The following is a 24751-nucleotide window of genomic DNA, read 5'->3' on the forward strand; positions in this document are numbered from 1 at the left end:
AGGTGAACTCCTGGACCGGGTTTCTCGACGCCTTTGTGCACCTCGGCGACGGCACCACCCGGATGAAGGACCTGTCCACCTCGGTGGTCGCGCTGCTGGTGTCGGAGGCGTGCAACATCGGCCTGGCCCCGGTGGTGAACCCCGGCTATGAGGCGCTGACCCGGGCCAGGCTCGTGCACGTCGACCAGTACTACCTGCGCGCCGACAGCATCGCCGCGGCGAACGCCGCGCTGATCGCCGCCCAGGCCGAGGTGCCCATTGTGAAGTTCTGCGGTGAGGGGCTGCTCGCCTCGGTGGACGGGCTGCGGTTCGTCGTCCCCGTCCGCACGGTCAGCGCAGCGCCGTCGCCGAAGTACTTCGGGTTCAAGCGCGGCATCACCTGGCTCAACGCCGTCAACGACCAGGTCGCGGGCATCGGGCAGATGGTCGTGCCAGGCACCCCGCGCGACTCCCTGCACATCTTGGACGCGCTGCTGAACCTGGACGGCGGAGTCAAGCCGGAGATGGGGGCGACCGACAACGCCTCGTACTCCGACATGGTGTTCGGCCTGTTCAAGATCCTCGGCTACAACTTCAGTCCGCGGTTCCGCGACCTGGACGACCAGCGGTTCTGGCGGGCCACGATGCCCGGCGTCGAGACGGGCAGCTACGGCGCGCTGGAAGACCTGGCCCGCAACCGCGTGAACCTGAACAAGGTGATCACGCACTGGCCGGACATGCCGAAGGTCGCCGGTTCCCTGGTCACCAACCAGGTCCGCGCCTACGACCTGCTGCGTATGTTCGGACGCGACGGCCGCCCGACCCCGCTGGGCGCCGCGTTCGCGGAGTACGGGCGGATCGCCAAGACCGAGCACCTGCTGCGGGTGGTCGATCCGGTGGACGACACCTACCGCCGTCGGATGAACCGGCAGCTCACCGTGCAGGAGTCCCGCCACAAGCTGGCCCAGGACGTGTGCCACGACAAGCGGGGCACCATCCACCAGGCGTACCGCGACGGCATGGAGGACCAGCTCGGTGCGCTCGGCCTGGTTCTCAACGCCATCGTGCTCTGGACCACGAAGTACATCGACGCCGCCGTCACCCAGCTGAAGGCCGAGAGTCACGAGGTCCGCGAGGAGGATATCGCCCGCCTGTCCCCGCTCAAGCACCGCAACCTCAACCTGCTCGGCCGCTACAGCTTCACCGCCAGCGTCCCGGCCGCCGGCGCCCTGCGCCCGCTGCGCGACCCGGACGCGCCGGAGCTGGACGAGGACGACGACGGGGGCGAGCCGGGCTAGGCTGTTTCGTTTGGATCATCCGCTTGTTCTTCCGGTCATAGGTCCGGTTGCGGCGCGCGATCCGCGAATGCGGGCTCGACTTGACCCGCGTCCGCTGCGCCACACGCATGGTCAGGCCGGTGGCAGAGACGGAGAACGCTGCCACGCTAGGAGGCTCGTGCGTCGTGGTTCTCGCGATTGGCGAGGACTTGTTCCATATGGGTCTGGGCCCACTGCCTGAGCCCGCGTGTCAGGTGGTGGAGTGAGAGGCCGAGGTCGGTCAGCTCGTAGGTGACGGTGACAGGGACCGTGGGTGTCACGGTGCGGATGAGCAAGCCGTCGCGTTCGAGAGCCCGTAGGGTCTGGGTCAGCATCTTCTGGCTGACGCCAGCCAGTAGCCGGGCCAGCTCGGAGTAGCGCATCGCCTTCGGAGTGTGCGATGCACCGGACTGTTCGGATGTGTCACCGCCCAGTGCACACAGGATCAGGACGACCCACTTGTCTGAGATCCGGTCGAGAAGCTGACGGCTGGGGCACACCGCCAGGAACGCGTTGTACTCCGCCTTGGCCTGCGCTTTTTTGTCGGCCTTCGTCGTCGCCACTGATCTCGCCTCTCGCCTTCTGGGTTGTTACGCACTTCAGAGTGCCTACTTCCCGACAGGAAGTTCCTCTCCAATGCTGGTGCAAGGGGGCTGGAGACGCCACCCCTGGCATGAAGCGAAAGGCACCACGATGAACACGCCCTCCGTACCTCTTCCCGGCGGAACCTGGACGCTGGGTGACTCGCCCGTCACCCGGTTCGGCTACGGCGCGATGCAACTCGCCGGCCCGTGGGTCATGGGCCCGCCCGCCGACCACGACGGCGCCCTGGCCGTGCTGCGCGAGGCGGTCAGCCTCGGGATCACCCACATCGACACCAGCGACGCCTACGGACCGCGCATCACGAACGAGCTGATCCGCGAAGCGCTGCACCCCTACCCGGAATCGCTGTTCATCGCCACCAAGGTGGGTGCGACCCGCGACGCGCAGGGCGGCTGGCCCACGGCCCGGCGCCCCGAAGACCTGCGCAAGCAGGTCCATGAAAACCTCGAATCCCTCGGTGTCGAGACCCTCGACCTGGTCAACATGCGCATGGGCGACGCTCAGGGCCCCCAGCCCGGCTCGATCACCGAAGCATTCGAGACGCTTGTCGGCCTTCAGCAAGAGGGGCTCATCCGCCACCTCGGCGTCAGCAACGTCACCGGGGAGCAGGTCGCTGAGGCGCGCAGCATCGCCCCGATCGTGTGCGTGCAGAACATGTACAACCTCGCCCACCGCCACGACGACGACCTCGTAGATCATCTCGCCGCCGATGGCATCGCCTACGTGCCGTTCTTCCCACTGGGAGGCTTCACGCCGCTACAGTCCGAGGCTCTCTCACAGGTCGCGAACCGACTGGGGGCGACGCCCATGTCGATCGCGCTGGCCTGGCTGCTGCGGCGCTCGCCGAACATCCTGCTCATCCCCGGCACTTCGTCCACCGCTCACCTGCGCGAGAACATCGCCGGAGCCGGGCTCCCCCTCTCCGACGAGGATGTGGCCGAACTGGACAGCATCGGTCACTGACCAGCACACAGGTCGCCGACCGAGACCGGGCTACCGGGATGACCGCCTGCACTCCGGCCGCCGGCGCCCTGCGCCCGCTGCGCGACCCGGACGCGCCCGAGTTGGATGAGGACGACGTTGAGGACGGCGCGGACTGATCGGGGTCAGGATGCGACCAGGGCCTCGGTCGGCTTGTGGGCCGCCGCCTTGGTCAGCCGCTTCGCGGCGGTGGCCGTCCGCTTCCGGGGAGCCCGCGGGTTGCGCGCTGGACCGGGCTCCTGGGGGTCGTCATCTGCCGCCTCGTACGGCGCCTTCTACTCCTTCGTCTGTCCGTTGATGTTCGCCGGAGTCGTCGTTGGTGCTTCTGCGCCTGATGCGGGTCCCGCCTCCTTCACGATGGCGGGGTTTGTCCCCGAAGCTGGTCGAGGACGCGGCCGCGACCAGAATTCCGACCTGCTCAGCGGAGTCGGGCCCGGGCAGAGGCAGATCGACGTCTGGCTCATCGTGGACGTACCCGACCGCGACGGCTGTGGGGAGGTACTGCATCAGGGCGTCGACTACGTCGGAGCGGCGGCGGCCACTGCGGCGGATGAGCTGGCGGAACACTCGCAGCACGGTAGGCGTGCTGGTGTCGATGTTCCATACCGTCTCCGGTACGGTCCAGGACCCCTGCGATTCCTTCTGGCCGGGGGCGGATCCGTTCGCCGGCGTCGAGGGGGCAGGGCAACTGTCCGTCTGTGTCTGCTCGTACCACCAAGCTGCGGCGTCGTTCTCGCCGAGGGACAGGTGGTACAGATACAGGCAGTAGGACGCGGCCTTGTCTTCGGCTCCGGAGGCGTACTGCCACCACGACCGGGCCCCGTCCTCTGACTCGGCGAGCTGGAGGATGCAGCCCAGCACCCGGGCTCCGTCCGGATCGGGCAGTTGCTCGGTCACGAACCCGCTCAGCACGGAGGTGGGGGTGCGTGACACCAGCGCCTCGCACAAGGCCAGCAGGTCCTGGTTCGCCGCCTCACTCAGCGGGTCTGTGCAGCCGACTCACCGGCCACGAACCCGCCCGCGCCGGAGATCCTGTCGTACGGATCTTCCGGCCGGCTCGGATGGTCGATCAGCCGGGCCCGTGAGAGTAGCTCGTCGATAGCGGTCACAGTGCTTTCCCTTCAGGGTCGCTTTCAGTACTGAGAACGGCTTCCACCGCATGCCTGGCGTGCCGCTCGTCAGATCGGACGGAGGTAATCGGAACACCGAGGACATCGGCAACGGTGGAAGGCGACATGCCGCGCAGGTGCCGCAGGACCATCACGTCGAGCTGCTGATCGGGCAGGCGGCTCAGCACCTTGAACAACGCACTGGACTCTTCGTACTGGGCGAACCGTTCCTCGTCGGACGCCGCTCGCTCCATCGCCGCGGTGTCGAACGCGTGCACAGGAACACATAGGCGTAGGACTCGTAGAACTCCCCCTGGAGCTCCTTGAACGCCTGGTGATCGATGAGCGGCACATCAGGGCTGGTGGAGACCGCCGTAGGCCGTTCGATACACCGGTCGATCCAGTCCTGCTTCTTCTGCGCCTCCAGCGCCGCCGACGCCCATATCCTGCGCATCGGCCAGGTAGGGATGCGCAGCTCCTGCACCAGACTCTGCGTGATCTCCCACCGGGGATACAGACCCGCGCCCCGCAGCAGCTCGGAGATCTGGGACTTCGCCCGTCTTGTTCGGCCGTGGAGATCGCTGATGGTCATTCCGCTGGAGAGGAACTTCGCGCGAAGCGGCTCCAGCCAGGCCCTGCACGGCGGCCGGGGGATCGGCCTCGGGGCTCCTCGCCGGCACTTCGGTCGTGGCCACCGAACTCGGCCCCGTCACCCAGCCGGGCGCCGGGTTTGCCGGGGGACGGGCCGTTGATCCGCTTGTCGTCCGCCGCATAGGTTCCTCCCATGACAAACGTACGGATTGGTGTGATGCACGACCGTGACTGGGCTCCGGAGGGGTTGCCCGAGTTCGCGCGGCGGGCCGAGGCGCTCGGTGTGGACGACCTGTGGGTGGTGGAGGACCTGGGCTGGAACGGCGGCGTGTCGGCGGCAGCCGTGGCCCTGGGGGCGACATATCGCCTGCGGGTGGGTATCGGTATCACTCCGGCCCCGCTGCGCAGTCCGGCGCTGCTGGCGATGGAACTGGCCACGCTGGCACGGGTGTTCCCCGGTCGGCTGGTGGCCGGTATCGGGCACGGCGTGCGGGAGTGGATGGCCCAGGTCGGTGTCGCGCCCCGTTCCCCGCTGGCCCTGCTGGAGGAGACGATCACCTCCGTGCGCGCGCTGCTGCGCGGTGAGCGCGTCGAAGTGGCGGGGCGTGAGGTACGGCTGGAGGGCGTCAGGTTGGTGCATCCGCCGGCTGATGTCCCGCCGGTCATCGCGGGCGTGGTGCGCCCTCGCTCTCTCGAACTGTCCGGCCGGGTCGCCGACGGCACACTGATCGCCGAGGGTCACGGTCCGCGCGATCTGGAACACACTCGCGAGCTGACCGCCAAGGGTGGCGCCACTGCGGATCACACCCTGACCGTCTTCGCCTTCGCGTGCGTCGGCGACGACTCCGACCAGGTGGCCCGCACCCTCCACCCCCACACCGAGGGCCATGGCGCCTGGCTGGGCCGCCCCCAGGAGGAGGTCTTCACCGTGTCCGGCGACGCCGTCCGGGCCGCCGACGGCATCCGCGATCTCGCGGAGGCCGGCGCGGACACGGTCGTCCTTCGTTTCGTGGGCGAGGATCCGCTGGGGCAGTTGGAGGCCGTCCTTCGTGCCTGGCAGGCGTCCTGAGGCACTTCGCAGCCGAAGCCGCAGCCGGCGCTGTCCAAGCTGTCTATGAAGCTTGGGGCTACCGCAAGTTGGGCGACCAGCAGCCGTTTGCTGACTCGCCCGTGTTCTCGGTCATGCTGCGCTCGGTCGCTCCGGCTGAGAACTAGAGCCTGTCTCATTGACCGCTCGTTGATTCGTGGCGGGGCTGGTTAGTCTGCTGCGATGACGGACATCGAGCTGATCGTTGACCTGCGCGGTCGGCTGATCGAGACACTCAACGACTTCTGGGACGCGGTGAGCGAGCCGTGCCGGCTGCCGGAGTGGTTCGGCCGGAACCTGGACGCGTGGTCGGACACCATCGAGACCCGTGGAATCTCTGAAGTGATCGACAGTCACGACAGCCTGACCGTGCACGTCGACCAACAGGGACTCTTCGACGGAAAGCGGCAGGAAGCCAGCGTCCTGGCCGACACCTTCGAGGAGAGCGAAACCGGCTCGTCATCCATGCGTCGGCCTAACGGACCGGGTCAGCGCCGGGTCCACATGAGGATGGCAGCAAGGTGGAGCGCGGCCTGATAAGCGATCGCGAGCTTGCGGGCAACCCCGGATCACGCCGCGGCTGCGGGGGCACCGCAGTGGCGGATCCAGTTGCGCAGGGCCTCATGGTGCACGCCGAGTTCCTCGGCCATGCGGCGGATCACGGGCTTCGGCTCGGCGGTCCGGTACATCCGTACCGCACGCTCACGCAACTCCAGCGGGTACTTCCTCGGCGCAGGCATCGTCTGGGTTCCTCTCATGAGACCCATCTGACCTTCTGTCACCCATCCCCGCATCTCGGGGGAACCTCACCCCGGTCCGGCCGTCGGCGGCAGCACCAACCTGGCCGTCGTCGGCGCGTACGTCCTCGCCGGAGAGCTGGCACGGGCGGGCGCCGACCACGAGCGCGCCTTCCCCGCCTACGAGCGCGTGATGGCGAAGCACGTGCGCGGCAGCCGCGCGGCAGCGCTGAGCGCGGCGATGACCCTGATCCCCATGTCCCACCTCGGCATGTGGGGACTGGCCCAGGGCGCCCGCCTGATCTCCGCCCTGCCCGCAGGCCCCAGCCGCGCCCTCGTTCGCCTCACTACCAAGAGCGCACGCCTCTACAACTCTGTGACCGTCGACGACTACCTGCCGTCGCCCGCTGCATCAGGAGGTCCGGTTGGCCTCGCAGGCGACCCCGGAGGCGGCCTAGGAATGGAGTGAGGAGCTGCTGGGCTGGCTGACGGAATGGTCAAGAGGTCGCCCAACGAGCGCCCACGACGTTGTTACGGCGTAGCAGAATGCTCCGGACCCGGCAGGCTCGGAGGCAGGCAAGACCAAGCGTTTCGAGTCGATCGGGCTGGCCGGGTGTTTCATAAGTGCTCGCTCAATGCCGCGAAGTTAAGGGTCACCAGGCAGCTGTCAATGAGGGGGCGTACACGTGAAGTCCATGCGCCGCGACGTGGGTTCGGCATGCTGGGGGTAGGTCTGGGTTCTGTCCGGATCGAGAAGTTGAGGCCTCGTTGAATGACCGGTCTGCTATCCCCTACCGCCCTGCGCTTTCGGTTGAGGGTGACGTCTTTGCCCCTGGGCATCTGGGCGAGCTGACCCAGATGGTTCCGTTCGAGCTCGTGGATGCCGTGCTGGAAGAGACGGGCCGCACCGAGTGCCGCCTGCGGATACTGCCGTCGCGAGTGGGGGTGTACTTCGTCCTGGCGCTGGGCTTGTTCGGGCATGTCGGTGCCGGCCTGGTCTGGCAGAAGCTGACCCATGGTCTGAGCGGGCTGGTGGTCCCAGCTCCGTCGGAGAAGGCGCTGCGGGACCTGCGGCGGCGGATTGGCGTGGCCCCGTTGAAGACACTGTTCGAGACGCTGGCGGTCCCGCTGGCGCAGCCGTCGACGCCCGGCGCCCGGTACCGTCGATGGCGGACCGTCGCCTTCGACGGGTGCGGCTCATTGAAGGTCCCCGACCACGAACGCAACCGCAATTGGCTCGGCAAGCTGCGGTCCCGGCTGGGCCCTGCGGGCTACCCCACGATGATGCTGATGGCACTCGTGGAGACCGGCACACGGGGCGTGCTTGGGGCAGCCTTCGGTCCGACCCAGACCAGCGAGACCGCCTACGCCGCGCGGCTGCTGCACCTGATCGACCGCGACATGCTGCTGCTGGCGGACCGCGGCTTCGACAGCAACTACTTCCTGGAAGCGGTAGCCGCCACCGGCAGCCAGTTCCTGACCCGCTGCCGCTCCTACCGACGCCCGCCCGTCCTCGCCGTACTGAGTGACGGCTCCTATCTCACCCAGATCTCCGGACTGCGACTCCGGGTGATCGAGGCCGAAGTGAAAGCGAACGGCGCCGATGGAAGTACCACCGCCGACCGGAACCGGCTGATCACCACCTTGACCGACCACCGCACCGATCCCGCCCCCGTGCTGGTACGCCTCTACCACGAGCGCTGGGAGATCGAGTCCGCCTTCCTCGCGCTGCGCCACACACTCCTTCGCGGCCGTGTCCTGCGCTCCAAGGACCCCCTCGGGATCGAGCAGGAGGTATGGGCCCTTCTGACGCTCTACCAGGCGATCCGGCACACCATGGTCACCGCTGTAGAGACCTGCCCCGGCATTGACCCCGACCGGGCCTCCTTCACTATCGCGCTCGAAGCTGCCCGGGACACCGTCGTCACTGCCGCCGGCGTCCTCGTTCCCGCCGCGAAGGACCAGGTCGACCTGGTAGGCCGTATCGGAAGAGCTGTCCTGGCTGGTCTCCTCCCGGCGCGGCGGGCACGCTTCAGCGCCCGGATCGTCAAGGCGGGCACCTCCCGCTACCACTCATGGAACCGCCGCCCGGACGACTACAGGCCACTGACCAGCACCAACATCACCACAGTCGAAGTGACCGTCCATGAGCCACCGCCCAAACCGGTCAGGAAACCGCAGGCCCTCACACCTGGTCGGCGGCCTGCCGTACCACGATCCTCAGATCAGGCCGGACACCCGGCACCCACGGGCACTCGCTGGCAGGTTGTGCAGGCCATCCTGCAGCAGGCCCCGGAACACGCACGACGCGCCGAAGACCTCGCAGCCGCGCTCGGCATCACCGGCAAGAAGAAGCTGCACAGCTTCTACGTCCAAATGTCCGCCTGGGCCAGCCGGGGCCGACTCGTCAAGGTCGTCCCCGGCACCTACCAAATCGCACCCCAACCAGCGATGGACACGGCCCCGTGACCCTTAACTTCGCGGCATTGAGTGCTCGCTCGTGAAACGCCCCGTCGCCCGGAGGTCCACCTGCGGCGATCATGTTTCATGAGTTGTTGATAGGACTCCGGGGCCGAGATCAGCGAATCGGCCGGAGCGCATGTGCAACAACCGATCGGTTCTTGGACAGCGGTGTCATGCCGGGCCGGAGTCGACTCCGAATGCCCAACAAGGGTGTTCAACAACCATCCGGAGCCCCGGTGTCCGCCCATGACGACTCCCGCTGAGTGGGCGGACACCGACGACGGTCCGCTGATAGCCTTCCCCGCCAACTCCTCCGGGGCCCAGGAGGCTGAGGGTCATGCTGTGTCGGGTCGGTGCCGATGGCGCCGGCCGAGCGAAGCGAACGCCCGAGGTCTTTGGTGAGGATGCGCGAGTGTCGCCGCCGCCACCACAGGTCGGGGGCCGGGCAGGTGAGCCAGACGGCAACGCGACTGCGGACACCCTGGTTGACCGTGACTGACCCCTGCTCTGGCACGGTTGTGGTACGAACCTCCGCCGACGACAGCCAGCCACGACGGCGGGGGCTCCGATCGACCAGGCGCGCGTTGCCTCGCTGCACCCCCACCGGCCTCAGCCACGCTTACCCTGCCGTCGATCAGAGCAAGCCGCGACGGCCGGCCCGTGACGATGACGGGAGCCCTCGGCTGGGGAAGCTGAGGTGCTTCGGGGGGCTGGAAGCTTGCCGAGCTGCGGCCGAACGGTGTGGCCGCGGCCGCGTCAGGCTCGGCTGCTTTCACCGTGGTTCCCTGCTGTTCCCCATCCGTTCTGGTGCGGTTGTGGTGCGGCTACTGGTGACGTTCCGAGCCAGCGCGGAGGCACGGGCGCGCTTGACCGGTGCTCGGTTCACTGGACGTCGGCCAGCCAGCGCAGCGCGCTGAGGCTCGGCAGGAAGAAGTACTCTCCGCCGCGGGTGATGACAAAACGCTCTACGCCGTGCAGGCGGCGCCGGATGGGGTGCTGAGGGATCGTGAAGATGCCCGTGCCGTCGTTGTTGCCCGTGAGCAGGTCCTTCTCCTGGTCGAGGCCGGTGAAATGGCCGTCGTTCAACCATTGCGACTTCACGAATTCAAACTGACGGTCAAGGTGCGAGCCGATGAAGACGAAGACGATGCCACGGTCGGCGCCGTCGTCGTCCAGGATGCCAGCCGGAAGCGGGGGACCGTAGTTGGTGCCCCGTCGGATCATGTGGTGCAGGCGGATGTCACCGATGATCTCTGAGTCGCGCGGGTTGGCTCGCCTGGCGTGGGCGCCGTGGGGGCAGATCGTGCCACGCGGATCGGACTCGTAGCGGAAGCCGTTGTTGCGTAGGGCGTCCGCTCCCAGGGCCGGGTCGTCGTGCTCGGGCGCCAGGATCAACGGGGCGCCGCTCTGCCAGCGGCCCACGATCTTGGCGGCGAGCAGCGACTCTTCCTCCGGGCTGCCGGAGTTGTCGTGGAGATACCGGCGGAAGGCCGCGACGCGCGTGTGCAGCTTCCGCCAGGCCACGAAGGTGCCGTTGCGGCCCAGCTCGGCCGGCTGCGGCATCGGCGGCAGGTTTCCAGTCTCGTCGCGATAGCCGAGCACGAATTCGCCTGCCTTGAGCACGGAACCGTCACCGGGCGGACTCTCGGCACCGCTGCCTTCGATCGCGGGGTTGCCGATGCCGTCCTTGTAGCCGAAGCTAGTACGCCCGCTGGACAGCTGGTAGAAGTCCTGCCGATGGACAACCTGAAGACCGGGAAGCTGCGCGTGGGCCTTGCGCGCACGTTCGAGGACGACCGCCAATGACTCCTGGTCGGCAGCCAGGAGGGACAGCACGACATGTACCTGGCCGGTACCGAAGGGCGGCTCCCAGCGGGCGGGCGCGCTCTCCCCGGTGTCACCGATGAACTCGGCGCGCGCTGCCATGCCCTGCCGAAACTCCTCAGGGAAGGTGCTCAGGGCGACCGGTGAGACCTGGAGCGCTTCGAGCCCCCGGTACGTCAGTCCGGCGTTGAGGAGCGCGGGCAGGTCCGGTTGCCACCAGTTCGCAGCGGAGTCGACCAGCTCGGCCAGACGCCCCATCAACTCGCGCCCGGCGACGGGATCGTCCACACGCAACAGGATGTAGGTGCCGACGTACGGTGACGGCCGGTCACGCAGCACGATGCCCTGAATCTCGTCCAGCTGCAGCGGCGCTGCTTCAGTCGCTGTCATGACGTCCTTCCGGTCAGCTATCGGCGACTTTGTACCAATTGCTGCTACTTTCGGCGCTGTCCGACACGGCACATCGCGCGATTGACGAGCGCCTGAGCGCGCGGGGTCGCTCGGAGCGCAAGGTTCCACCGCGCGAGCCGAAGCGCTGGCTGGAGATCGTCGCCGACGGTCAGCCAGAACTCCGCCGCGTGATCGGCGTACGCCTCGGGGTGGCGCGCCATCAACTCCTCGTAGCGTGCGGCAGCGTGGGCACGCCAGAACCGAGCTTCCGTCGATGCCTCGCACCTGCCCAGGAGGCGGGCAAGCCGGGTCGCGTAGTCGGGATCGTCACTGGCGAGGGCCAATCGGCGCAGGCGCTCTATCGCTACGGCCACCCTGCCTTCGGCGGCATCGGCCTCAGCGAGGTGGCCATGCGCCGGCACGTAGGACGGCAGTCGGCGAGTGGCCGACTCCAGCCAGACGCGCGCGCTCACCAGTCCACCCTGGGCCAGCCACATCTGCCCGCACTGGAATTCGAGGACCGCCAGCGGAAAGGGACTGACCCCGCGGAAGACGCGTCTCGCTGCCAAAAACCACGACTCGGCCTCGTCCACCTCGCCGCTCTCGGCCTGACAGCGGGCCATGGCGCCGAGGGTCCAGAAGTCCTGCTGCATCGACAGCCCCTGTCGATACAGCGCAAGCGCCTCGTCGTACCGCCCGACCGCCTGACAGACGGCGGCTCGCTCCTCGTCCACGCTGCGCCGATCGAGCCCCAGCGCAGCCGCCGCGTCCAGATCGTCCAGCGCCGCCGCGAATCGATGGAAGAGGCCCGCCAGCCTGGCACGCGCCACAAACGAGCGAGGATCGCGCGGCACCTGGTCGACGAACGTCTCGGCCAGCGATGCCGCGCGCTCGGCCTCGTCGATGCGGCCCCCTACATGCCCGCGCAGGGCGGTCAGCTCCACCAACTCGCCCCAGCCGTCGGCGGTGAGTCGTCCCCGTGTCGCCTGCGACGTCAGACCTTCGATGCGCGCGTCGAGGTTGCCCATGGCGATGATGCCGGCTGTTGTGGGCGGCCCGCCCACAAGGTCGGGCCCCCGCTCACCGTCGGCAAGAGTGGCTGCCCTGGAACTGCTCATCAGCCTGCGGCGGCCGTCGGGACGGAAACGGGTTCGGGCGGGTCGGGGTTGGGCGGTGCCAGGTACGGGAACTCGCGCGAAGCCGGGACGGTCCCGTCGACGCCGTCGCTCACGCGTGGGCCATGGCCCGCGTTGACGATCAGTGTGTAGAGCGTGTCGATGACATCGTCGTTGAGCGACCGGCCGCCACAGGTCGCATGCTCCCGTCCCTCCAGCAGGGCCCGCTCGATCTCGAAATAGCTGTCTTCGGCGTACGGCTTGGCAACGTCCACGATCAGGAAGTCCGCGAGCAGCAGCTCCGTCAGCGGATGCGTCCCGTCCGGCTGCGTCGTCCAGTCCAGCTTGCCGTCGAGACCGTCGAAGAAGACCAGGTTGGCGTTAAGGCGTGAGCGATAGGCGGCCACGTAGCTCGGCCCCAGCCGGAACGGATCTTCCTCATTGTAGAGATCGCGCAGGTCAACGACCTTATTGGCGGCGTCGACCCCGTTGTCCGACAGGAGAATGTTCTTGACCTCGGGGCGGCCGAGGCGTTCGAGGCGCACCGGATATGGCCCGACCGTGACGGTTTCCGCCGCAACGGCGAAGACGCTCCCCGAGGCCGCCCCGAACACGCTGGCGACGTCAAGCTCTACCACGACGGTCAGGACGTCGGCGCCCTCCAGGGAGTTGGTGCCCTTCGGTACGAAGGCGAGCCGCCGCCTCGCGCGCGTCTCCACCTCCTTGGCCACGTCCATGAAGAAGGGATCCAGCCGCAGCCCGGCGTAGCAGCGCACGCCATGTCCCTCGCCGCCCCGCTCGTCATTCACCAGCAACGAAACCGATTCCCCGTTGGGCGGCACGCACGTTCCCTGCTGCGCCAACTCCCCGTCGTCATCCGGTCCGATCGGAATCGAGAAGGTGCAGGTAAGCGCGAATTCGTCGGTGCCGACATCGAGGAGTGAGCCGGAATCTCCCGTAGGCACGGATACCGGACGGACGCGGAAACGATAGCTGGCAGCGTCAGAGAACAGGGCTCCCGGCCGCGCATTGGGAAAGACATTCATGACGAGGACGAGCCGACCCGACCGGGAGGGGCTGGGAAAGGCATAGAGGTCGGTCAGGTCTATGGTCGGATCGGCCAGGGCGCGAGTGCCGGAAAGATGGTCGGACATGATGCTGCGACCTCCGTTGACGGGGCCCGAGCCGACGACCGCGCGCCGTTGCCAGGCCGCCTGGTGGTACCCAGGCGCCATGGCCACGGGGCTATAGGCACCTGGGACGCGAGACAGCAGCTAGCTGGACGCAGTATCCAGCAACGCGTTGAACGCCTGCGTGACCTTCTGTGCCTTGGCGGTGTCCTCGACCGTCATGGTCGGATTGGAGGCGTACCACATGTCGGCCTCCACGATCTTCGTCGTCAGCCAGTCGACGATGTTCGGAGAGGTCGCCCCGGGCCAGCCCTCAACGACACCTTCGAACATCTCGTCGAACCACAGTGCGGCGTTGGCGAAGATGTCAGCCATGTACGGCTTGAAGTCCCCGTCATAGGTGACCGCGCCTATGACCTGGGTGTCATTGTTGATGAATGTGACACGGAAGTCGTGGACAGTGCCGACGACCTTTTCGTATTGAAAGGCGTCGTCCTGGATCTTGGCGGCGTTCTGGTGGAACCTCTCTGCCCCGCCTGGCTTGGCATCGAAGAGAACGGTGATTTCCGCTACCTCCCCGACCCGCTTGCCGAGACCGTCGGGCTGCCTGGTCACGGTTGGAGTCGCGGAGCTCTGTGCCGTCATGACTCCCTCTCCCTTTGATCGTCTATCGGCTTTGCTGCGCGCTCTCCTCCCTTCTGAGCGCGTTCCGGAATGCCCACATAGCTAGTTTTGTCGTGCTCCAGTGCGTCGGCAAGACGATCAGGCCCTCTGGGCCGAAGACGTGAGGGAGGGAACCTTGACGCATGTCTCCCTGGTCTGCGGGCTACCGCACGAGAGGTTCGCGGCCGCTTCCGCCTTCACCACCACTCTCCCCAGCTCCCATCCCGTACGCCGTCGACCCACACACCGTGGAGCGGGCGTGGTTCATGGCGTCCAGGCGGAGCGCGCCACTGTACGAACGACCTGCACGCCATGGGCCGCGTCTGCTCGGCTCTGCCTGGGTCGACGGTGTGCGGGATGGGAGCCCCCGCGCACGCCACTACGAACCCGCGGCTGGAAACGGCGCCCCCTCCATCCCGGTGCCGGCCGGTCCCCCCGCCGGAGGCATCGTTCTGACCGCAGCGGCTCCCGTGCGGCAGTCGACTCGTCGCCTCGCCGATATGTTCCGGGCTGCAGGACTCGTCCATCCCCGACTCGGCAGCGCCATCGCCTCCTGTCCCCACGGTCTAAAGGAGCGTGTCGCCCATGTCGGTCTCCATCTGCGCGAGCAGCGCGGAGCCCGGTACAAGAAGCGATCCGAGCAGCCCAAGCTCATGTGGACGCTCGTCGCGTTCATTCCCGACGAAGGGGGTATCTGGAGTGCTTACGCCTATCTCCCCCCTGCCCCGCTATGTTTTTCGCTCTGCTCTTCCGCCCAGTGGCGGGGGAGCAGAGCCGTTGTCGTGTGTGGTCAGACCCGGTCGACAAGTTGTGCCGGGGTATTTCGGTCACACGACCGAGTGATAAGACGGTACGCCCTATCCCCGTGCACGCCGTCAGCGGCTGAGGAGGATGCGCTTGCGCAGGAGGTCTACGCCGGCCCGGTCGAACATCTGCCGCTTCAGCATCTTGATCCGGTCACCGCCTCAAGATCAGACCTGATTCCCACCATAAACCACTGCAAATCGGGCAGGTTGGTGGCGTGGGCCTCGATAAAAGGAGAGACGCTGAAAGGACGAACGGGCTGATCAAACGAGCGTCAAGCCCGACTCTATGCCTTCCGCTGGCTCCATCGATACAACGCCCGACGCCGACACTCCCGCCTCGGCCAGCGAGGACGTCTTCGATACAACATCAACTAACCTGACCCGAGCCGTATAGACGTGTTCAAACTTCAGTTTCAAGGCCCGGACATCTCTTGCGATCCTGTGACGCGCCGCGCTGGAACCGGCAATGTGACTCGCTAGCTGTCTAGCGTGGGCACCATGCGCGTACTGGTTACCGGCGGAGCCGGATTTATTGGGTCGGAGATCGTCCGTACCCTCACATCGGCGGGGCATCAGGCAGTCGTGTTCGACGCACTGCTGCCTTCGGTACACGGTGCGGCAGGAGAGCCCGCAGACTGCGACGCCGAGCGAGTCATCGCGGACGTTCGTGATCGGGAGGCGGTGGACAGGGCCCTACGGGGCATTGATGCAGTGTGTCATCAGGCAGCGATGGTCGGTTTGGGAAATGACTTCGTGGACGCGCCCGAGTACGTCGGGTGCAATGATCTCGGGACGGCGGTGCTGCTTGCAGCGATGGCCGAGGCGGGTGTGCGAAGCCTGGTCTTGGCCGGTTCGATGGTGGTCTACGGCGAGGGACGTTACGACTGTCCCCGCCACGGCACGGTCCGGCCGGGACCGAGGACGGTGGCCGACCTGGACGCGGGCCGGTTCGAGCCACACTGTCCGTGCTGTGGTGCGGAGTTGGCACCTGGTCTGGTCACCGAGGAAGCGCCCACGGACCCGCGTAATGTGTACGCGGCCACCAAGCTCGCCCAGGAACATCTCACCGCGGCCTGGGCGCGCGCGACGGGCGGATCCGCGGTGTCGCTGCGTTACCACAATGTGTACGGACCAGGGATGCCGCGCGACACACCGTACGCCGGTGTCGCCTCTTTCTTTCGGTCGGCTCTGGCCCATGGAGAGGCCCCCCAGGTCTTTGAGGACGGCTGCCAGCGGAGGGATTTCGTCCACGTACGGGATGTGGCGGCCGCGAACGCATTGGCACTGGAGGCCGTCAAAGGACACGGGCCGGGCAGTATTGCTGTTTACAATACGGGGAGTGGGGATCCCCGCACCATCGGTGAGATGGCCTCGGTGCTGGCTTCGGCCCATGGTGGCCCTGCTCCGAAGGTCACCGGCGAATACCGGCTGGGTGATGTACGCCATGTCACCGCGGACTCGCGACGACTGCGAGACGAGCTGGGCTGGAAACCGCAGGAAGAGTTCGCCAAGGGAATGGCGGAGTTCGCGACGGCCCCGTTGCGGGGGATGCGCCCAAACACCGGAAGGCTCTGAACACATCGCGGTGTGTGGTTGAGCCGTTCAACTTGCCATTGTTCTGTGGCAGATAGGGCCGAGCCGGCTTGTGGAGGACTCCGGCTCTCGCGCCCTGCCGCGAACAACATGCGTCGATCTGACCACCTCAAGCGCCATCGCGCGGTCGGCGGTCCGGCCGAGCACGACCGCGTCGTCGCCGTCGATGAGGATTCACTCGATCCCGCCCTTGCAGGCTCGGCACTGTGCTGGTGCGCGGGGGTGGCGGCGGAGTTCATCGGTTCGCTCCGGTGAGGCCTGCCTGGATACTGAAAGTGACGGCTCATGTGTACGCCAGAGGAAGCGTGACCTCGAAGCAGCAGCCGCCGGCCACGTTGCGGACGCCCGCGTGGCCCTCGTGCGCCTCGACGATGCCGCGCACGATGGCGAGTCCGAGGCCCGCGCCGGCTGGGGGTGTTCGGGCATGGCTGCCGCGCCAACCGGTGTCGAAGACCCTGGGCAGGTCTTCCTCGGGGATCCCGCCACAGCCGTCGGTCACCGAGAGGACCACGGTGTCATCACTGCGTTGCGCTGTCACCGCGACCGTCCCGTGGGCGGGGGTGCGGCGGATCGCATTGATCAGGAGGTTGTCCAGAACCCGGCTCATCTCCTTGCTGTCGACGTCCACGGGAACGGCGTCGATACGGTTCCCGGCCAGCTGTACACCGTGCTCGAGGGCTAGCGGATTGGCGCCCGCGAGGGCGTCACCGACCAGGTCGTGGACGGACATGCGGGTGGGCGACAGGGTGAGCGATCCGGCGTGGATCCGGGAGAGTTCGAAGAGGTCGCCGACCATGTCGTTCATGCGCTCCACCTCTGTGCGGATTTGCCGTAGGTAACGCCGGGAGTCGGTAGCCATGTCGTCCTCCAGTGCCTCGGACATGGCCCGCAACCCGGCGAGGGGGGTCCGCAGATCGTGCGAGATCCAGGAGACGAGCTCACGCCGCGATGTTTCCAGTGCGCGCTCCCGGTCGCGGGAACTGTCGAGTTTGGCGCTGGTGGCAGCCAGTTCCCTTGCCAGGGAGGCGAGTTCGGCTGTTGCCTGCTCTGCGGGGGCGGCGAACGTGCCGCCGTCACCGAACAACCGGGCCGCGAGCGTCAGGTCGCGGCTCCTGGCAGCAACCCAGCGACCCAGCAGCACCGCAGTGATGAGGGACACCACGGCGGCCATGGCGGCAACAGTCGTGACAACGGTCAGATCGTGCGGCGAAAGGAACATCGCCCAGGCGACCGCGAGAGTGCCGGCAAGCATCGCGGTCACGGCGACAGCAGCAACGACAGTGAGCGACACCACGAGCGAACGATGCCGGAAGAACCGCAGAGCGAGCGCACCGAGCAGTCCGGCCACCGCGGCACCCAGAAACGCGAAGAGCGCGATGAGGAGTATGTCGGTCATGACGGGCCCGCATCGGTCGTAGCACCAAGATGCGGATCCGGGGCCAGGTCCAGGCGGTAGCCCACACCCCACACCGTCTGGATCAACCGTGGACGGGCCGGGTCCGTCTCGACCTTCCCGCGCAGTCGCCGCACGTGGACCGTCACCGTCGACAGGTCGCCGAAGTCCCAGCCCCAGACCTCCCGCATCAGTTCCTCCCGGGCGAAAACCTGGGAAGGGTGACGCAGAAGGAAGGCGAGCAGGTCGAACTCCCGCAGGGTGAGGGCTAGTTCCCGACCCTCGTGTGTCGCGCGGCGGGCCGCGAGGTCGAGATGGAGTCCGGCGCCCTGCAGCGGGGCCGGGGGAGAGGCGGCGGTGGGCACCGCGGCGCGGCCCCGGCGCAGCACCGAGTCGACACGTAGTACCAGTTCGCGCGGGCTGAACGGCTTGGTGACGTAGTCGTCCGCGCCCGTCTCCAGTCCGAGGATGCGGTCGTCCTCGTCCCCGCGCGCCGTCAGCATGATGACCGGTACGGGACCATGAGCCCGCATGCGGCGGCAGACCTCGAACCCGTCCATGCCGGGCAGCATCAGATCGAGGACGACCAGGTCCGGCCGGCGTCCGGCGAAGCACCCCAGCGCCGTCGGACCGTCGTCCGCCCGCTCGACGTCGTACCCTGCCCGGACCAGGTAGCTGACGACGACCTCGGCGACCGTCGGATCGTCGTCGACGACGAGGACGTGGCCGCGTTCGATACCGGGGCAGGGATGAGTACCTGGGCCTGAACCGTCCGGGATGTTCTCCATCTCACCACCCTGGCATGCGTGTGCGGCACGCGCGGGGCCCGTCCGCTGCTACCCGGCCGACGTCCATTTTTCGTAAGAAAATGAAGCCCGGAATGTCGGTTTCTGCTCCGTAGGGTGAGCGGCGTGACCGATTCCTCCCTGACGGGCCCTCCGCCCGCCCATATCCCTACCCCGCGTGCCGATGTCGTCCTGCCCTGTCTGGACGAGGCCGCGGCACTGCCCCGGGTGCTGGACGCCGTCCCGAACGGCTGGCGCGCGATCGTCGTCGACAACGGCTCCACCGACGGATCGGCCGAACTGGCCCGCTCGCTCGGCGCCACCGTCGTGCACGAGCCGCAACGTGGCTTCGGTGCCGCCTGTCATGCCGGACTGCTCGCCGCCGAGGCGGAGTTCGTCTGCTTCTGCGACTGCGACGGCTCCCTCGACCCCGGTCTGCTCCCCACCTTCGTACGCCGGATCGTCGACGGCGAGACCGACCTGCTGCTCGGCCGCCGCTGCCCCGAGGGCCGCGGCGCTTGGCCGCTGCATGCCCGCGCCGGTAATTTCGCGCTGGCCCGGATGCTGCGCCGCCGCACCGGCCTGCGGCTGCACGACCTCGGTCCGATGCGGGCCGGGCGCCGGGCGGATTTGCTGGCGCTCGGTCTTACCGACCGGCGCAGCGGCTATCCGTTGCAGATGGTGGTCCGCGCGGCGGACGCCGGGCTGCGGGTCACGGAGACCGACGTCCCGTATCTCCCCCGCAGCGGAAAGTCGAAGGTCACCGGCACCTGGAGGGGTACCTGGCAGGCGGTGCACGACATGCGAGCGGTACTGCTTCAGCCACCGGCCGGGACGGCTCCGGGGTCCGTGCCCCCGGGGGTGCCCCGGTGAGCGCCTCCGTCGGCCCCGGTGCGGCCGAGGGCTTGTCCGGCCCTACGACCGTGCTGGTCATCGCCAAGGAACCGCTGCAGGGCCGGGTCAAGACCCGGCTCACCCCGCCGTTCACACCCGCCCAGGCGGCCCGGCTCGCCGAGGCGGCGCTCGGTGACACTCTGCGGACCGTGTGCACCCTGCCCGCCCGGCGCCGCGCCGTCGTCCTCGAAGGACGGCCGGGACCGTGGCTGCCGCCCGGCATCGAGGTGTTGCCGCAGGGCACCGGCCGCCTCGACGAACGGCTTGCCGCGGCTTTCACCTGCTGTACCGGCCCGACTCTCCTCATCGGCATGGACACCCCTCAGATCACCGCCGCCCATCTGGCCGCCGCGCTCCATCCCGCCGCCTGGGACGGCTGCGACGCCTGGTTCGGACCGGCCGACGACGGCGGCTTCTGGGCGCTGGGCCTGGCCGTCCCCGCCCCAGAACTCCTGCTCGGCGTCCCCATGTCCGTACCCGAGACCGGCGCGGTCCAGCGCCGGCGCCTGGTCGACGCCGGTCTGACCGTGCGTGACCTACCGCAGTTGCGTGATGTGGACACCGCACAGGACGCCGTCGCCGTCGCCGCCGCGGCACCGCACGGCCGGTTCGCCTCGACGCTCGCCCTGCTGACCCAGGCGGAGGCTCAATGAACCCGGTCCCTCACCGCAGCAGGCTGGTCACGGCACCCCCATCCCCCGACCGTGGCAGCACGTCCTGGGGCACCGATCCGTACACCGACGCGCTGCGCAACGGTCACGGACCGCTCTTCCTCCGCCGTACCGACGGCCGGCTGTTGCCCCTGGACGTCGAACGCTGGTGCGCGAAAGCCGACGCCGCCGACCTGTCGGCACTGGGCCGCTGCGAAGGCCCTGTTCTGGACATCGGCTGCGGGCCCGGACGGCTGGTCGCCGAGCTCGCCGTCCGCGGCCATCGCGCACTCGGCATCGACATCAGCGAGACCGCCGTCGCCCACACCCTTCGACTCGGCGGAGCGGCGCTGCACCGCTCCGTCTTCGACCCGCTGCCGGGCGAGGGCCGCTGGGGCACCGCCCTGCTCCTCGACGGCAACATCGGTATCGGCGGGAACCCACCTCGCCTCCTGCGCCGCACGGCCACCCTGCTCGCCCCGGGTGGTCTCCTCATCGCTGAGACGACACCACAGGACATCGACGAGAGACTCCAGGTTCGGCTGGACGACGGACGCGGCACAGCGGCCGCCGACACCGACGCCTTCGGTCCCGCGACCGCCGCACCGTTCCACTGGGCCCGGCTCGGCACACCGGCCCTGCTGCGGTACGCGCAGGCGTACAGATGGCAGCCCGTCGATCAGTGGGAGGCGGACGGCCGCCCCTTCGTGTCCCTGCGCCGCAACCGGGCGGTACGGATGACGAGCAACAGCGCCGAGCCCGCGAACAGCAATCCCGTGATCAGCAGCCAGTTCCCCAGGAACACATCGAGGGACAGCCCGCTGTAGGGCTCGTACCGCACCGCGTGCCGGGTGATCAGCGGCCACCACATCAGCAGGAGCAGGCCGGAGAGGAAGGCCGGTACGCGGACGTAGTTGACCAGCCAGGTACGGGGCCCGAGCGCCCGGCGCAGGACCAGGTCCGCCGACGCGTACAGCGGCAGCAACACCAGATCGTGCAGGAGCGCGGAGCCGATGAACCACACCGCGATCGCGAACGTGTCGCCCGCCAGCAGCCGCACGCCCGCATAGCCCGCGAGGGCGAAGGTCGCGGCCAGTAGGAGGAGATGCAGCGGCCCTTCCCCGTACCAACGCCTGAGAACCACTCGAGGATTCACCCGGTTCCGCGCCTTCCCGCTCACAGTGCCTCGAACGTCAGCCGGGCCACCCATTTGGTGTTGAGCACGCCGGGGGCCGCCGGGACGATGATCCGCGCCGGATATCCGTGATCGAGCGAGAGCTCCTCGCCGTTGACCTGCAATGCCAGCAGCGCGCGCGGGTCGCGCACCTGATTGTCGCGGAGCGCCACCTCGCGGAATGCCCCGCGGCGCTGGACGGACTCCACCAGCAACCCCGACGGCCGGTCCGGATACCCCGCGAGTGCCGCCAGATCCCTCAGCCGCACTCCGCGCCACCACTGGTCCGACGTCGCCCAGCCCTCCACGCACGCGATCGGCAGCGCCGCGCTGTACTGGTCCATGGCCAGCAACTGTTCCCGGCTGAGCCGGATCTCCCCGGCGGGCCCGCTGACGGTGAGCCGCCAGTCCCTCCCCGTATCGGCCGCCGTCACTCCGACGGCCGCGGCCGTCTTGTTGATCTGGAAGCCGTTCGGCCCCGGGCCTGGTTCGGCCGCGCCGTGCGGGGTGAGGAGGGCGACCTGCCGCAGGGGCCCGTCGAAGCTCCGGCCCGCCGACGTGATCAGCAGCCGCAGCGACCCACCGCCCGCCATGGCGAGCGCGCCGCGCCGGGAGATGGTCGGCGCGGCGGGGGCTGGCGAGGCCAGTTCATCCGCCTCGCCCGGCGCCGAGCCCTCCAGTCGGCCGCCCCGCAGCACCCGGACGGCCCGCGGCAGCTTCAGCCCGGTGTGGGCGAGGAACGCGGCGAAGAACACCCACGCCCCGTAGAAGTGCAGCGGATAGAACGACCCCGGGAACACGTACTCCAGCTGGATGTTGAGCAGGCCGGTGATGAACTCGAACAGTGCCCCGCCGACGAGCAGCAGCAGCGACACCCGCTCCAGCGCATGCCCCACCGACCGGGCCGGCGGCAGCGCGAAGAGCTTCGGGATCACCGACCAGAGCTTCGCCAGCAGTACGGGGACGAGGGCGATGCCCACCGTGACATGCAGCCCCTGCGTCAGCCGGTACAGCCACTGCGGACCGGTCGGCCAGGCGAAGAGATAGAACCCCAGCAGGCCCTTGCCCGGCGTCTTGTCGTTGACCGGCGCGAGGTCAGGGTTGTACGCGGCGTACGACAGCAGACCGGTCACGAACAGCAGGGTGAGCCCGGCGAGCAGGACCAGCCCGAGCACCGCCGTGAACCGGACACCGCGCACCGGGCTGCGCCAGAACCCTGGCGCGCTGGGAAGCCGCCCGGCGAAGGCCGGGCCACGGCCCGATGCCGAGCCCGGAACCGAGAAGAGGGAGCCTTTTCCGAAACGTCTGTCACCCATCTCCCGAAGCTATGCCCGGGACGCCTCATCGCAGGGCGTACGACTCCTGACGAATCTCTGACGTCAGACCCCGGAGCGGGCAGCCGGAGCAAGATCTGACGGTTCGGTGACACGATCCTGTGGCATCACGCTTAGCCGCCCTGCTGCGCATAGCGTTCCCGCGTGAAGACCGAGGACCGCACAGCACATCCCACCAAGGACAACATCGGGCACCGCACAGGCCGCCGCCGCGACCTGATCGCCGCTGCCACGGGCGTTCTGCTCGTCACCGCCGCCGTGCTTGTCGGCCGGTCGATCCAGGACGCCGACGGAAGCCTCTTCGTTCACTGGCCTCCCCTGCTGGCCTCCTGGTACCCGCACACCGGCCCCGGCACCCCCGCCGCCGTCGTCGTGGCAGCGGCCGTCGTCGCGTACGGGCCGCCGCTGGCCGACCGCATCCGCCGGCGGGCGCTGCTCCCGGCCGCCTGGGCGGCGTCGCTTGCCTGGGTCTTCTCCCTGGCGCTGATCGACGGCTGGGGCCGGGGCATCGCCGAGCGGCTCACCACCAAACATGAATATCTGCAGGCCATCGACCGTTTCCAGAACATCGGTGCTGCCCTGCGCAGCTTCGACGACCACATCCTGCTCGGCTCCCCGGACAACTGGCCCACCCATGTCGCCGGGCACCCACCGGGCGCCACGCTCACCTTCGTCCTGCTCGACCGCATCGGGCTCGGCGGCGGCGCCTGGGCCGGGGTCTGGTGCATCGTGGTCGGTGCCTCCGCCGTCCCGGCCGCCCTGATCGCGCTCCGGGTCCTGGCCGACGAACGCCTCGCACGCCGCGCCGCCCCGTTCCTGGTCCTCGCACCGGTCGCGGTGTGGACCGGCACCTCGGCGGACGCCTACTTCGCCGCCGTCGCCGCCTGGTCCGTGGCCCTCCTCGCCCTGGCCACGACCCGTTCGGTCCGCCTCCCCATGGCCGCCGCATTCGCCTCCGGTGTGCTGTTCGGGCTGACCTGCTACCTCAGTTACGGTCTGACGCTGATCGCGTTTCTGCTCCTGGCCGTCCTCGTCCTCGCCCGTACCGTCCGTTCCGTCCCCCTCTTCCTCGCCGGAGCGCTGGTCGTCCCGGCCCTCTTCACCCTGGCGGGTTACAACTGGTGGGAGGGCTACCGGTTGCTGGTCGAGCGCTACTACCAAGGGGCCGGCGGTATCCGCCCGTACTCCTACTGGGTCTGGGCGAATCTCGCCTGCACCACGATCGCCGCGGGCCTCGCCACGGCCGCCGGACTCCGCCGAGCCGCGGCCGGCGCCCCTGGAGCCGTACGCGCCCTGCGCACCGGCACCACCTGTGCGTCCCAACGGCTGATTCTGCTCACTCTGATGGCGCTCCTGGCGCTCCTGGCCGCCGACCTGTCCGGGATGAGCAAGGCGGAGACGGAACGCATCTGGCAGCCCTTCATCCTCTGGCTGCTGCCCGCCGCCGCCCTTCTGCCCGCCGGCACCCGGCGCGGCTGGCTGACCGCACAAGCCGTCGTCGCCCTGCTCGTCAACCACCTGCTGTGGACCGGATGGTGACGAGAGAGAGTGCTGATGATGCTGCTGACGGCATGTGGGGCCCGTTTCAGGCAGTTCACTCCTGTCTGATACCAAGGTGCCCCAGCCCACACCCATTTGCGCCCTGGAGGCTTGTCTCACTCGAGGTACTACTGAAACATGACGCGACAGCGCCCGTATCCCAGCGATCTGTCCGATGCCCGCTGGGACCTGATCGGGTCGGTCGTACAGCACGGTCGTGGGTATGGAGCGGGCGGAGTGGCTCGCCGGACACACGGAACCGGCGGGGATCACCCACCTCGGGGACGGCAGGGTCCGGCTCACCGAGTCCGCCGTCGCCTATCTGCGTAATCCACCGCCCGGAATCGGCCTTTTCCTTTTCGTCACTGACGACGACAAGCTGTGGATCGACGGGGATACATATCCGATGACACCTGACGCGTAATACGGCACTGGTACTGGCGCATTTGCCGTCAGAAGCGACAGCCGGCGCCGACCGGCCCAGGGCGCGGCGGCCACAGTCGGTGGAGACCGACTCTGTCCTGCAGCCGCTGCTCCCGGGCCCCGGGATCGATCTTCGTCACGCCGGGCAGCCCGCCACCGACCGGGCCTCTCG

The 24751-nt window shown here is 68.4% G+C and carries 24 protein-coding genes and 1 pseudogene; 13 read left to right on the forward strand and 12 right to left on the reverse strand.

Annotated features, from left to right (window positions below; genetic code table 11):
• The coding region (locus tag ACFU8Q_RS19695) for a transposase (protein ID WP_384455342.1) at positions 1-1277 on the forward strand (1277 nt) is incomplete at its 5' end.
• A 146-nt stretch (positions 1278-1423) separates the two neighbouring features.
• Here the strand turns inward: ACFU8Q_RS19695 and ACFU8Q_RS19700 are convergent.
• Positions 1424-1858, reverse strand: a complete 435-nt coding sequence (locus ACFU8Q_RS19700; protein WP_384455345.1) for a winged helix-turn-helix transcriptional regulator — start codon at positions 1856-1858, stop codon at positions 1424-1426.
• A gap of 130 nt (positions 1859-1988) precedes the next feature.
• Here ACFU8Q_RS19700 and ACFU8Q_RS19705 point away from each other — a divergent pair, with 130 nt between their 5' ends.
• Positions 1989-2861, forward strand: a complete 873-nt coding sequence (locus ACFU8Q_RS19705) for an aldo/keto reductase family oxidoreductase (RefSeq protein WP_384455348.1) — start codon at positions 1989-1991, stop codon at positions 2859-2861.
• A 267-nt stretch (positions 2862-3128) separates the two neighbouring features.
• On the opposite strand, the gene ACFU8Q_RS19710 is transcribed toward ACFU8Q_RS19705, so the two are convergent.
• From ACFU8Q_RS19710 to ACFU8Q_RS19720, 3 genes are read right to left on the reverse strand one after another with little or no spacing between them, the layout of a single operon-like run.
• A complete protein-coding gene (locus ACFU8Q_RS19710) occupies positions 3129-3812 on the reverse strand; it encodes a hypothetical protein (RefSeq protein WP_384455351.1) in 684 nt (227 codons plus the stop codon).
• Positions 3813-3856: 44 nt separating this feature from the next.
• On the reverse strand, positions 3857-3988 hold the full coding sequence (locus tag ACFU8Q_RS19715; RefSeq protein ID WP_384455354.1) for a hypothetical protein: 132 nt from the start codon (positions 3986-3988) through the stop codon (positions 3857-3859).
• Entirely contained in the window at positions 3985-4266 is a 282-nt protein-coding gene (locus tag ACFU8Q_RS19720; RefSeq protein WP_384455357.1) for a sigma-70 family RNA polymerase sigma factor, read from the reverse strand. The genes ACFU8Q_RS19715 and ACFU8Q_RS19720 overlap by 4 nt, the downstream gene beginning before the upstream one ends.
• Positions 4267-4772: 506 nt before the next feature.
• Here ACFU8Q_RS19720 and ACFU8Q_RS19725 point away from each other — a divergent pair.
• Positions 4773-5648, forward strand: a complete 876-nt coding sequence (locus tag ACFU8Q_RS19725) for an LLM class flavin-dependent oxidoreductase (protein WP_384455360.1) — start codon at positions 4773-4775, stop codon at positions 5646-5648.
• A gap of 201 nt (positions 5649-5849) precedes the next feature.
• Positions 5850-6145 (forward strand): annotated as a pseudogene (locus tag ACFU8Q_RS19730) (barstar family protein).
• Positions 6146-6235: 90 nt separating this feature from the next.
• Here ACFU8Q_RS19730 and ACFU8Q_RS19735 read toward each other — a convergent pair.
• Positions 6236-6406, reverse strand: coding sequence for a transposase (locus ACFU8Q_RS19735; protein ID WP_384455363.1), 171 nt, complete (start codon positions 6404-6406; stop codon positions 6236-6238).
• 190 nt (positions 6407-6596) lie between these two features.
• On the opposite strand from ACFU8Q_RS19735, the gene ACFU8Q_RS19740 reads away from it, so the two are divergent.
• Together ACFU8Q_RS19740 and ACFU8Q_RS19745 are read left to right on the forward strand one after the other, a co-directional pair.
• Positions 6597-6872: a hypothetical protein gene (locus ACFU8Q_RS19740; RefSeq protein WP_384455366.1), complete on the forward strand. Its 276-nt coding sequence runs from the start codon at positions 6597-6599 to the stop codon at positions 6870-6872.
• 299 nt (positions 6873-7171) lie between these two features.
• Complete coding sequence (locus ACFU8Q_RS19745) at positions 7172-8872, forward strand: IS4 family transposase (RefSeq protein ID WP_384455369.1); 1701 nt, start codon at positions 7172-7174, stop codon at positions 8870-8872.
• A gap of 876 nt (positions 8873-9748) precedes the next feature.
• Here the strand turns inward: ACFU8Q_RS19745 and ACFU8Q_RS19750 are convergent.
• The 4 genes from ACFU8Q_RS19750 to ACFU8Q_RS19765 form a co-directional block, all read right to left on the reverse strand.
• The gene (locus ACFU8Q_RS19750; RefSeq protein ID WP_384455372.1) at positions 9749-11080 is read right to left on the reverse strand and encodes a Dyp-type peroxidase; all 1332 of its coding nucleotides are present in this window, start codon (positions 11078-11080) and stop codon (positions 9749-9751) included.
• A gap of 44 nt (positions 11081-11124) precedes the next feature.
• A complete protein-coding gene (locus tag ACFU8Q_RS19755; RefSeq protein ID WP_384455375.1) occupies positions 11125-12108 on the reverse strand; it encodes a tetratricopeptide repeat protein in 984 nt (327 codons plus the stop codon).
• A gap of 89 nt (positions 12109-12197) precedes the next feature.
• Positions 12198-13349, reverse strand: coding sequence for a DUF4331 family protein (locus ACFU8Q_RS19760; RefSeq protein WP_384455377.1), 1152 nt, complete (start codon positions 13347-13349; stop codon positions 12198-12200).
• A gap of 120 nt (positions 13350-13469) precedes the next feature.
• Entirely contained in the window at positions 13470-13970 is a 501-nt protein-coding gene (locus ACFU8Q_RS19765) for a hypothetical protein (protein WP_384455380.1), read from the reverse strand.
• 1322 nt (positions 13971-15292) lie between these two features.
• Here ACFU8Q_RS19765 and ACFU8Q_RS19770 point away from each other — a divergent pair.
• A complete protein-coding gene (locus tag ACFU8Q_RS19770) occupies positions 15293-16369 on the forward strand; it encodes an NAD-dependent epimerase/dehydratase family protein (RefSeq protein ID WP_384455383.1) in 1077 nt (358 codons plus the stop codon).
• Positions 16370-16477: 108 nt separating this feature from the next.
• The gene (locus ACFU8Q_RS19775) at positions 16478-16642 is read left to right on the forward strand and encodes a hypothetical protein (protein WP_384455386.1); all 165 of its coding nucleotides are present in this window, start codon (positions 16478-16480) and stop codon (positions 16640-16642) included.
• A gap of 28 nt (positions 16643-16670) precedes the next feature.
• On the opposite strand, the gene ACFU8Q_RS19780 is transcribed toward ACFU8Q_RS19775, so the two are convergent.
• Together ACFU8Q_RS19780 and ACFU8Q_RS19785 are read right to left on the reverse strand one after the other, a co-directional pair.
• On the reverse strand, positions 16671-17783 hold the full coding sequence (locus ACFU8Q_RS19780) for a sensor histidine kinase (protein ID WP_384455389.1): 1113 nt from the start codon (positions 17781-17783) through the stop codon (positions 16671-16673).
• Positions 17780-18568, reverse strand: coding sequence for a response regulator transcription factor (locus tag ACFU8Q_RS19785; RefSeq protein WP_384455392.1), 789 nt, complete (start codon positions 18566-18568; stop codon positions 17780-17782). The genes ACFU8Q_RS19780 and ACFU8Q_RS19785 overlap by 4 nt, the downstream gene beginning before the upstream one ends.
• Before the next feature lie 114 nt (positions 18569-18682).
• Here ACFU8Q_RS19785 and ACFU8Q_RS19790 point away from each other — a divergent pair, with 114 nt between their 5' ends.
• From ACFU8Q_RS19790 to ACFU8Q_RS19800, 3 genes are read left to right on the forward strand one after another with little or no spacing between them, the layout of a single operon-like run.
• Positions 18683-19438, forward strand: coding sequence for a glycosyltransferase family 2 protein (locus ACFU8Q_RS19790; RefSeq protein ID WP_384455395.1), 756 nt, complete (start codon positions 18683-18685; stop codon positions 19436-19438).
• Complete coding sequence (locus ACFU8Q_RS19795) at positions 19435-20112, forward strand: DUF2064 domain-containing protein (protein WP_384455397.1); 678 nt, start codon at positions 19435-19437, stop codon at positions 20110-20112. The genes ACFU8Q_RS19790 and ACFU8Q_RS19795 overlap by 4 nt, the downstream gene beginning before the upstream one ends.
• Positions 20109-20936, forward strand: coding sequence for a class I SAM-dependent methyltransferase (locus ACFU8Q_RS19800; protein ID WP_384455400.1), 828 nt, complete (start codon positions 20109-20111; stop codon positions 20934-20936). The genes ACFU8Q_RS19795 and ACFU8Q_RS19800 overlap by 4 nt, the downstream gene beginning before the upstream one ends.
• 349 nt (positions 20937-21285) lie before the next feature.
• On the opposite strand, the gene ACFU8Q_RS19805 is transcribed toward ACFU8Q_RS19800, so the two are convergent.
• A complete protein-coding gene (locus ACFU8Q_RS19805) occupies positions 21286-22599 on the reverse strand; it encodes a molybdopterin-dependent oxidoreductase (protein ID WP_384455402.1) in 1314 nt (437 codons plus the stop codon).
• A 162-nt stretch (positions 22600-22761) separates the two neighbouring features.
• Between ACFU8Q_RS19805 and ACFU8Q_RS19810 the strand changes: the two genes are divergently transcribed.
• Together ACFU8Q_RS19810 and ACFU8Q_RS19815 are read left to right on the forward strand one after the other, a co-directional pair.
• Positions 22762-24156: a hypothetical protein gene (locus ACFU8Q_RS19810; protein ID WP_384455404.1), complete on the forward strand. Its 1395-nt coding sequence runs from the start codon at positions 22762-22764 to the stop codon at positions 24154-24156.
• Between the two features lie 223 nt (positions 24157-24379).
• Positions 24380-24580, forward strand: a complete 201-nt coding sequence (locus tag ACFU8Q_RS19815; protein ID WP_384455407.1) for a hypothetical protein — start codon at positions 24380-24382, stop codon at positions 24578-24580.
• The last annotated feature ends 171 nt before the right edge of the window (positions 24581-24751 follow it).

The sequence above is a fragment of the Streptomyces sp. NPDC057543 genome, assembly GCF_042801895.1.
Lineage (GTDB): Bacteria > Actinomycetota > Actinomycetes > Streptomycetales > Streptomycetaceae > Streptomyces.

Bases quoted from the DNA above. Each gene is read 5' to 3' on its own strand.
- ACFU8Q_RS19705 (WP_384455348.1), top strand. From the start codon at position 1,989: ATGAACACGCCCTCCGTACCTCTTCCCGGCGGAACCTGGACGCTGGGT.
- ACFU8Q_RS19725 (WP_384455360.1), top strand. From the start codon at position 4,773: ATGACAAACGTACGGATTGGTGTGATGCACGACCGTGACTGGGCTCCG.
- ACFU8Q_RS19735 (WP_384455363.1), bottom strand. From the start codon at position 6,406: ATGCCTGCGCCGAGGAAGTACCCGCTGGAGTTGCGTGAGCGTGCGGTA.
- ACFU8Q_RS19740 (WP_384455366.1), top strand. From the start codon at position 6,597: ATGGCGAAGCACGTGCGCGGCAGCCGCGCGGCAGCGCTGAGCGCGGCG.
- ACFU8Q_RS19750 (WP_384455372.1), bottom strand. From the start codon at position 11,080: ATGACAGCGACTGAAGCAGCGCCGCTGCAGCTGGACGAGATTCAGGGC.
- ACFU8Q_RS19755 (WP_384455375.1), bottom strand. From the start codon at position 12,108: ATGGGCAACCTCGACGCGCGCATCGAAGGTCTGACGTCGCAGGCGACA.
- ACFU8Q_RS19760 (WP_384455377.1), bottom strand. From the start codon at position 13,349: ATGTCCGACCATCTTTCCGGCACTCGCGCCCTGGCCGATCCGACCATA.
- ACFU8Q_RS19765 (WP_384455380.1), bottom strand. From the start codon at position 13,970: ATGACGGCACAGAGCTCCGCGACTCCAACCGTGACCAGGCAGCCCGAC.
- ACFU8Q_RS19770 (WP_384455383.1), top strand. From the start codon at position 15,293: ATGCGCGTACTGGTTACCGGCGGAGCCGGATTTATTGGGTCGGAGATC.
- ACFU8Q_RS19775 (WP_384455386.1), top strand. From the start codon at position 16,478: ATGCGTCGATCTGACCACCTCAAGCGCCATCGCGCGGTCGGCGGTCCG.
- ACFU8Q_RS19780 (WP_384455389.1), bottom strand. From the start codon at position 17,783: ATGACCGACATACTCCTCATCGCGCTCTTCGCGTTTCTGGGTGCCGCG.
- ACFU8Q_RS19785 (WP_384455392.1), bottom strand. From the start codon at position 18,568: ATGGAGAACATCCCGGACGGTTCAGGCCCAGGTACTCATCCCTGCCCC.
- ACFU8Q_RS19800 (WP_384455400.1), top strand. From the start codon at position 20,109: ATGAACCCGGTCCCTCACCGCAGCAGGCTGGTCACGGCACCCCCATCC.
- ACFU8Q_RS19805 (WP_384455402.1), bottom strand. From the start codon at position 22,599: ATGGGTGACAGACGTTTCGGAAAAGGCTCCCTCTTCTCGGTTCCGGGC.
- ACFU8Q_RS19815 (WP_384455407.1), top strand. From the start codon at position 24,380: ATGGAGCGGGCGGAGTGGCTCGCCGGACACACGGAACCGGCGGGGATC.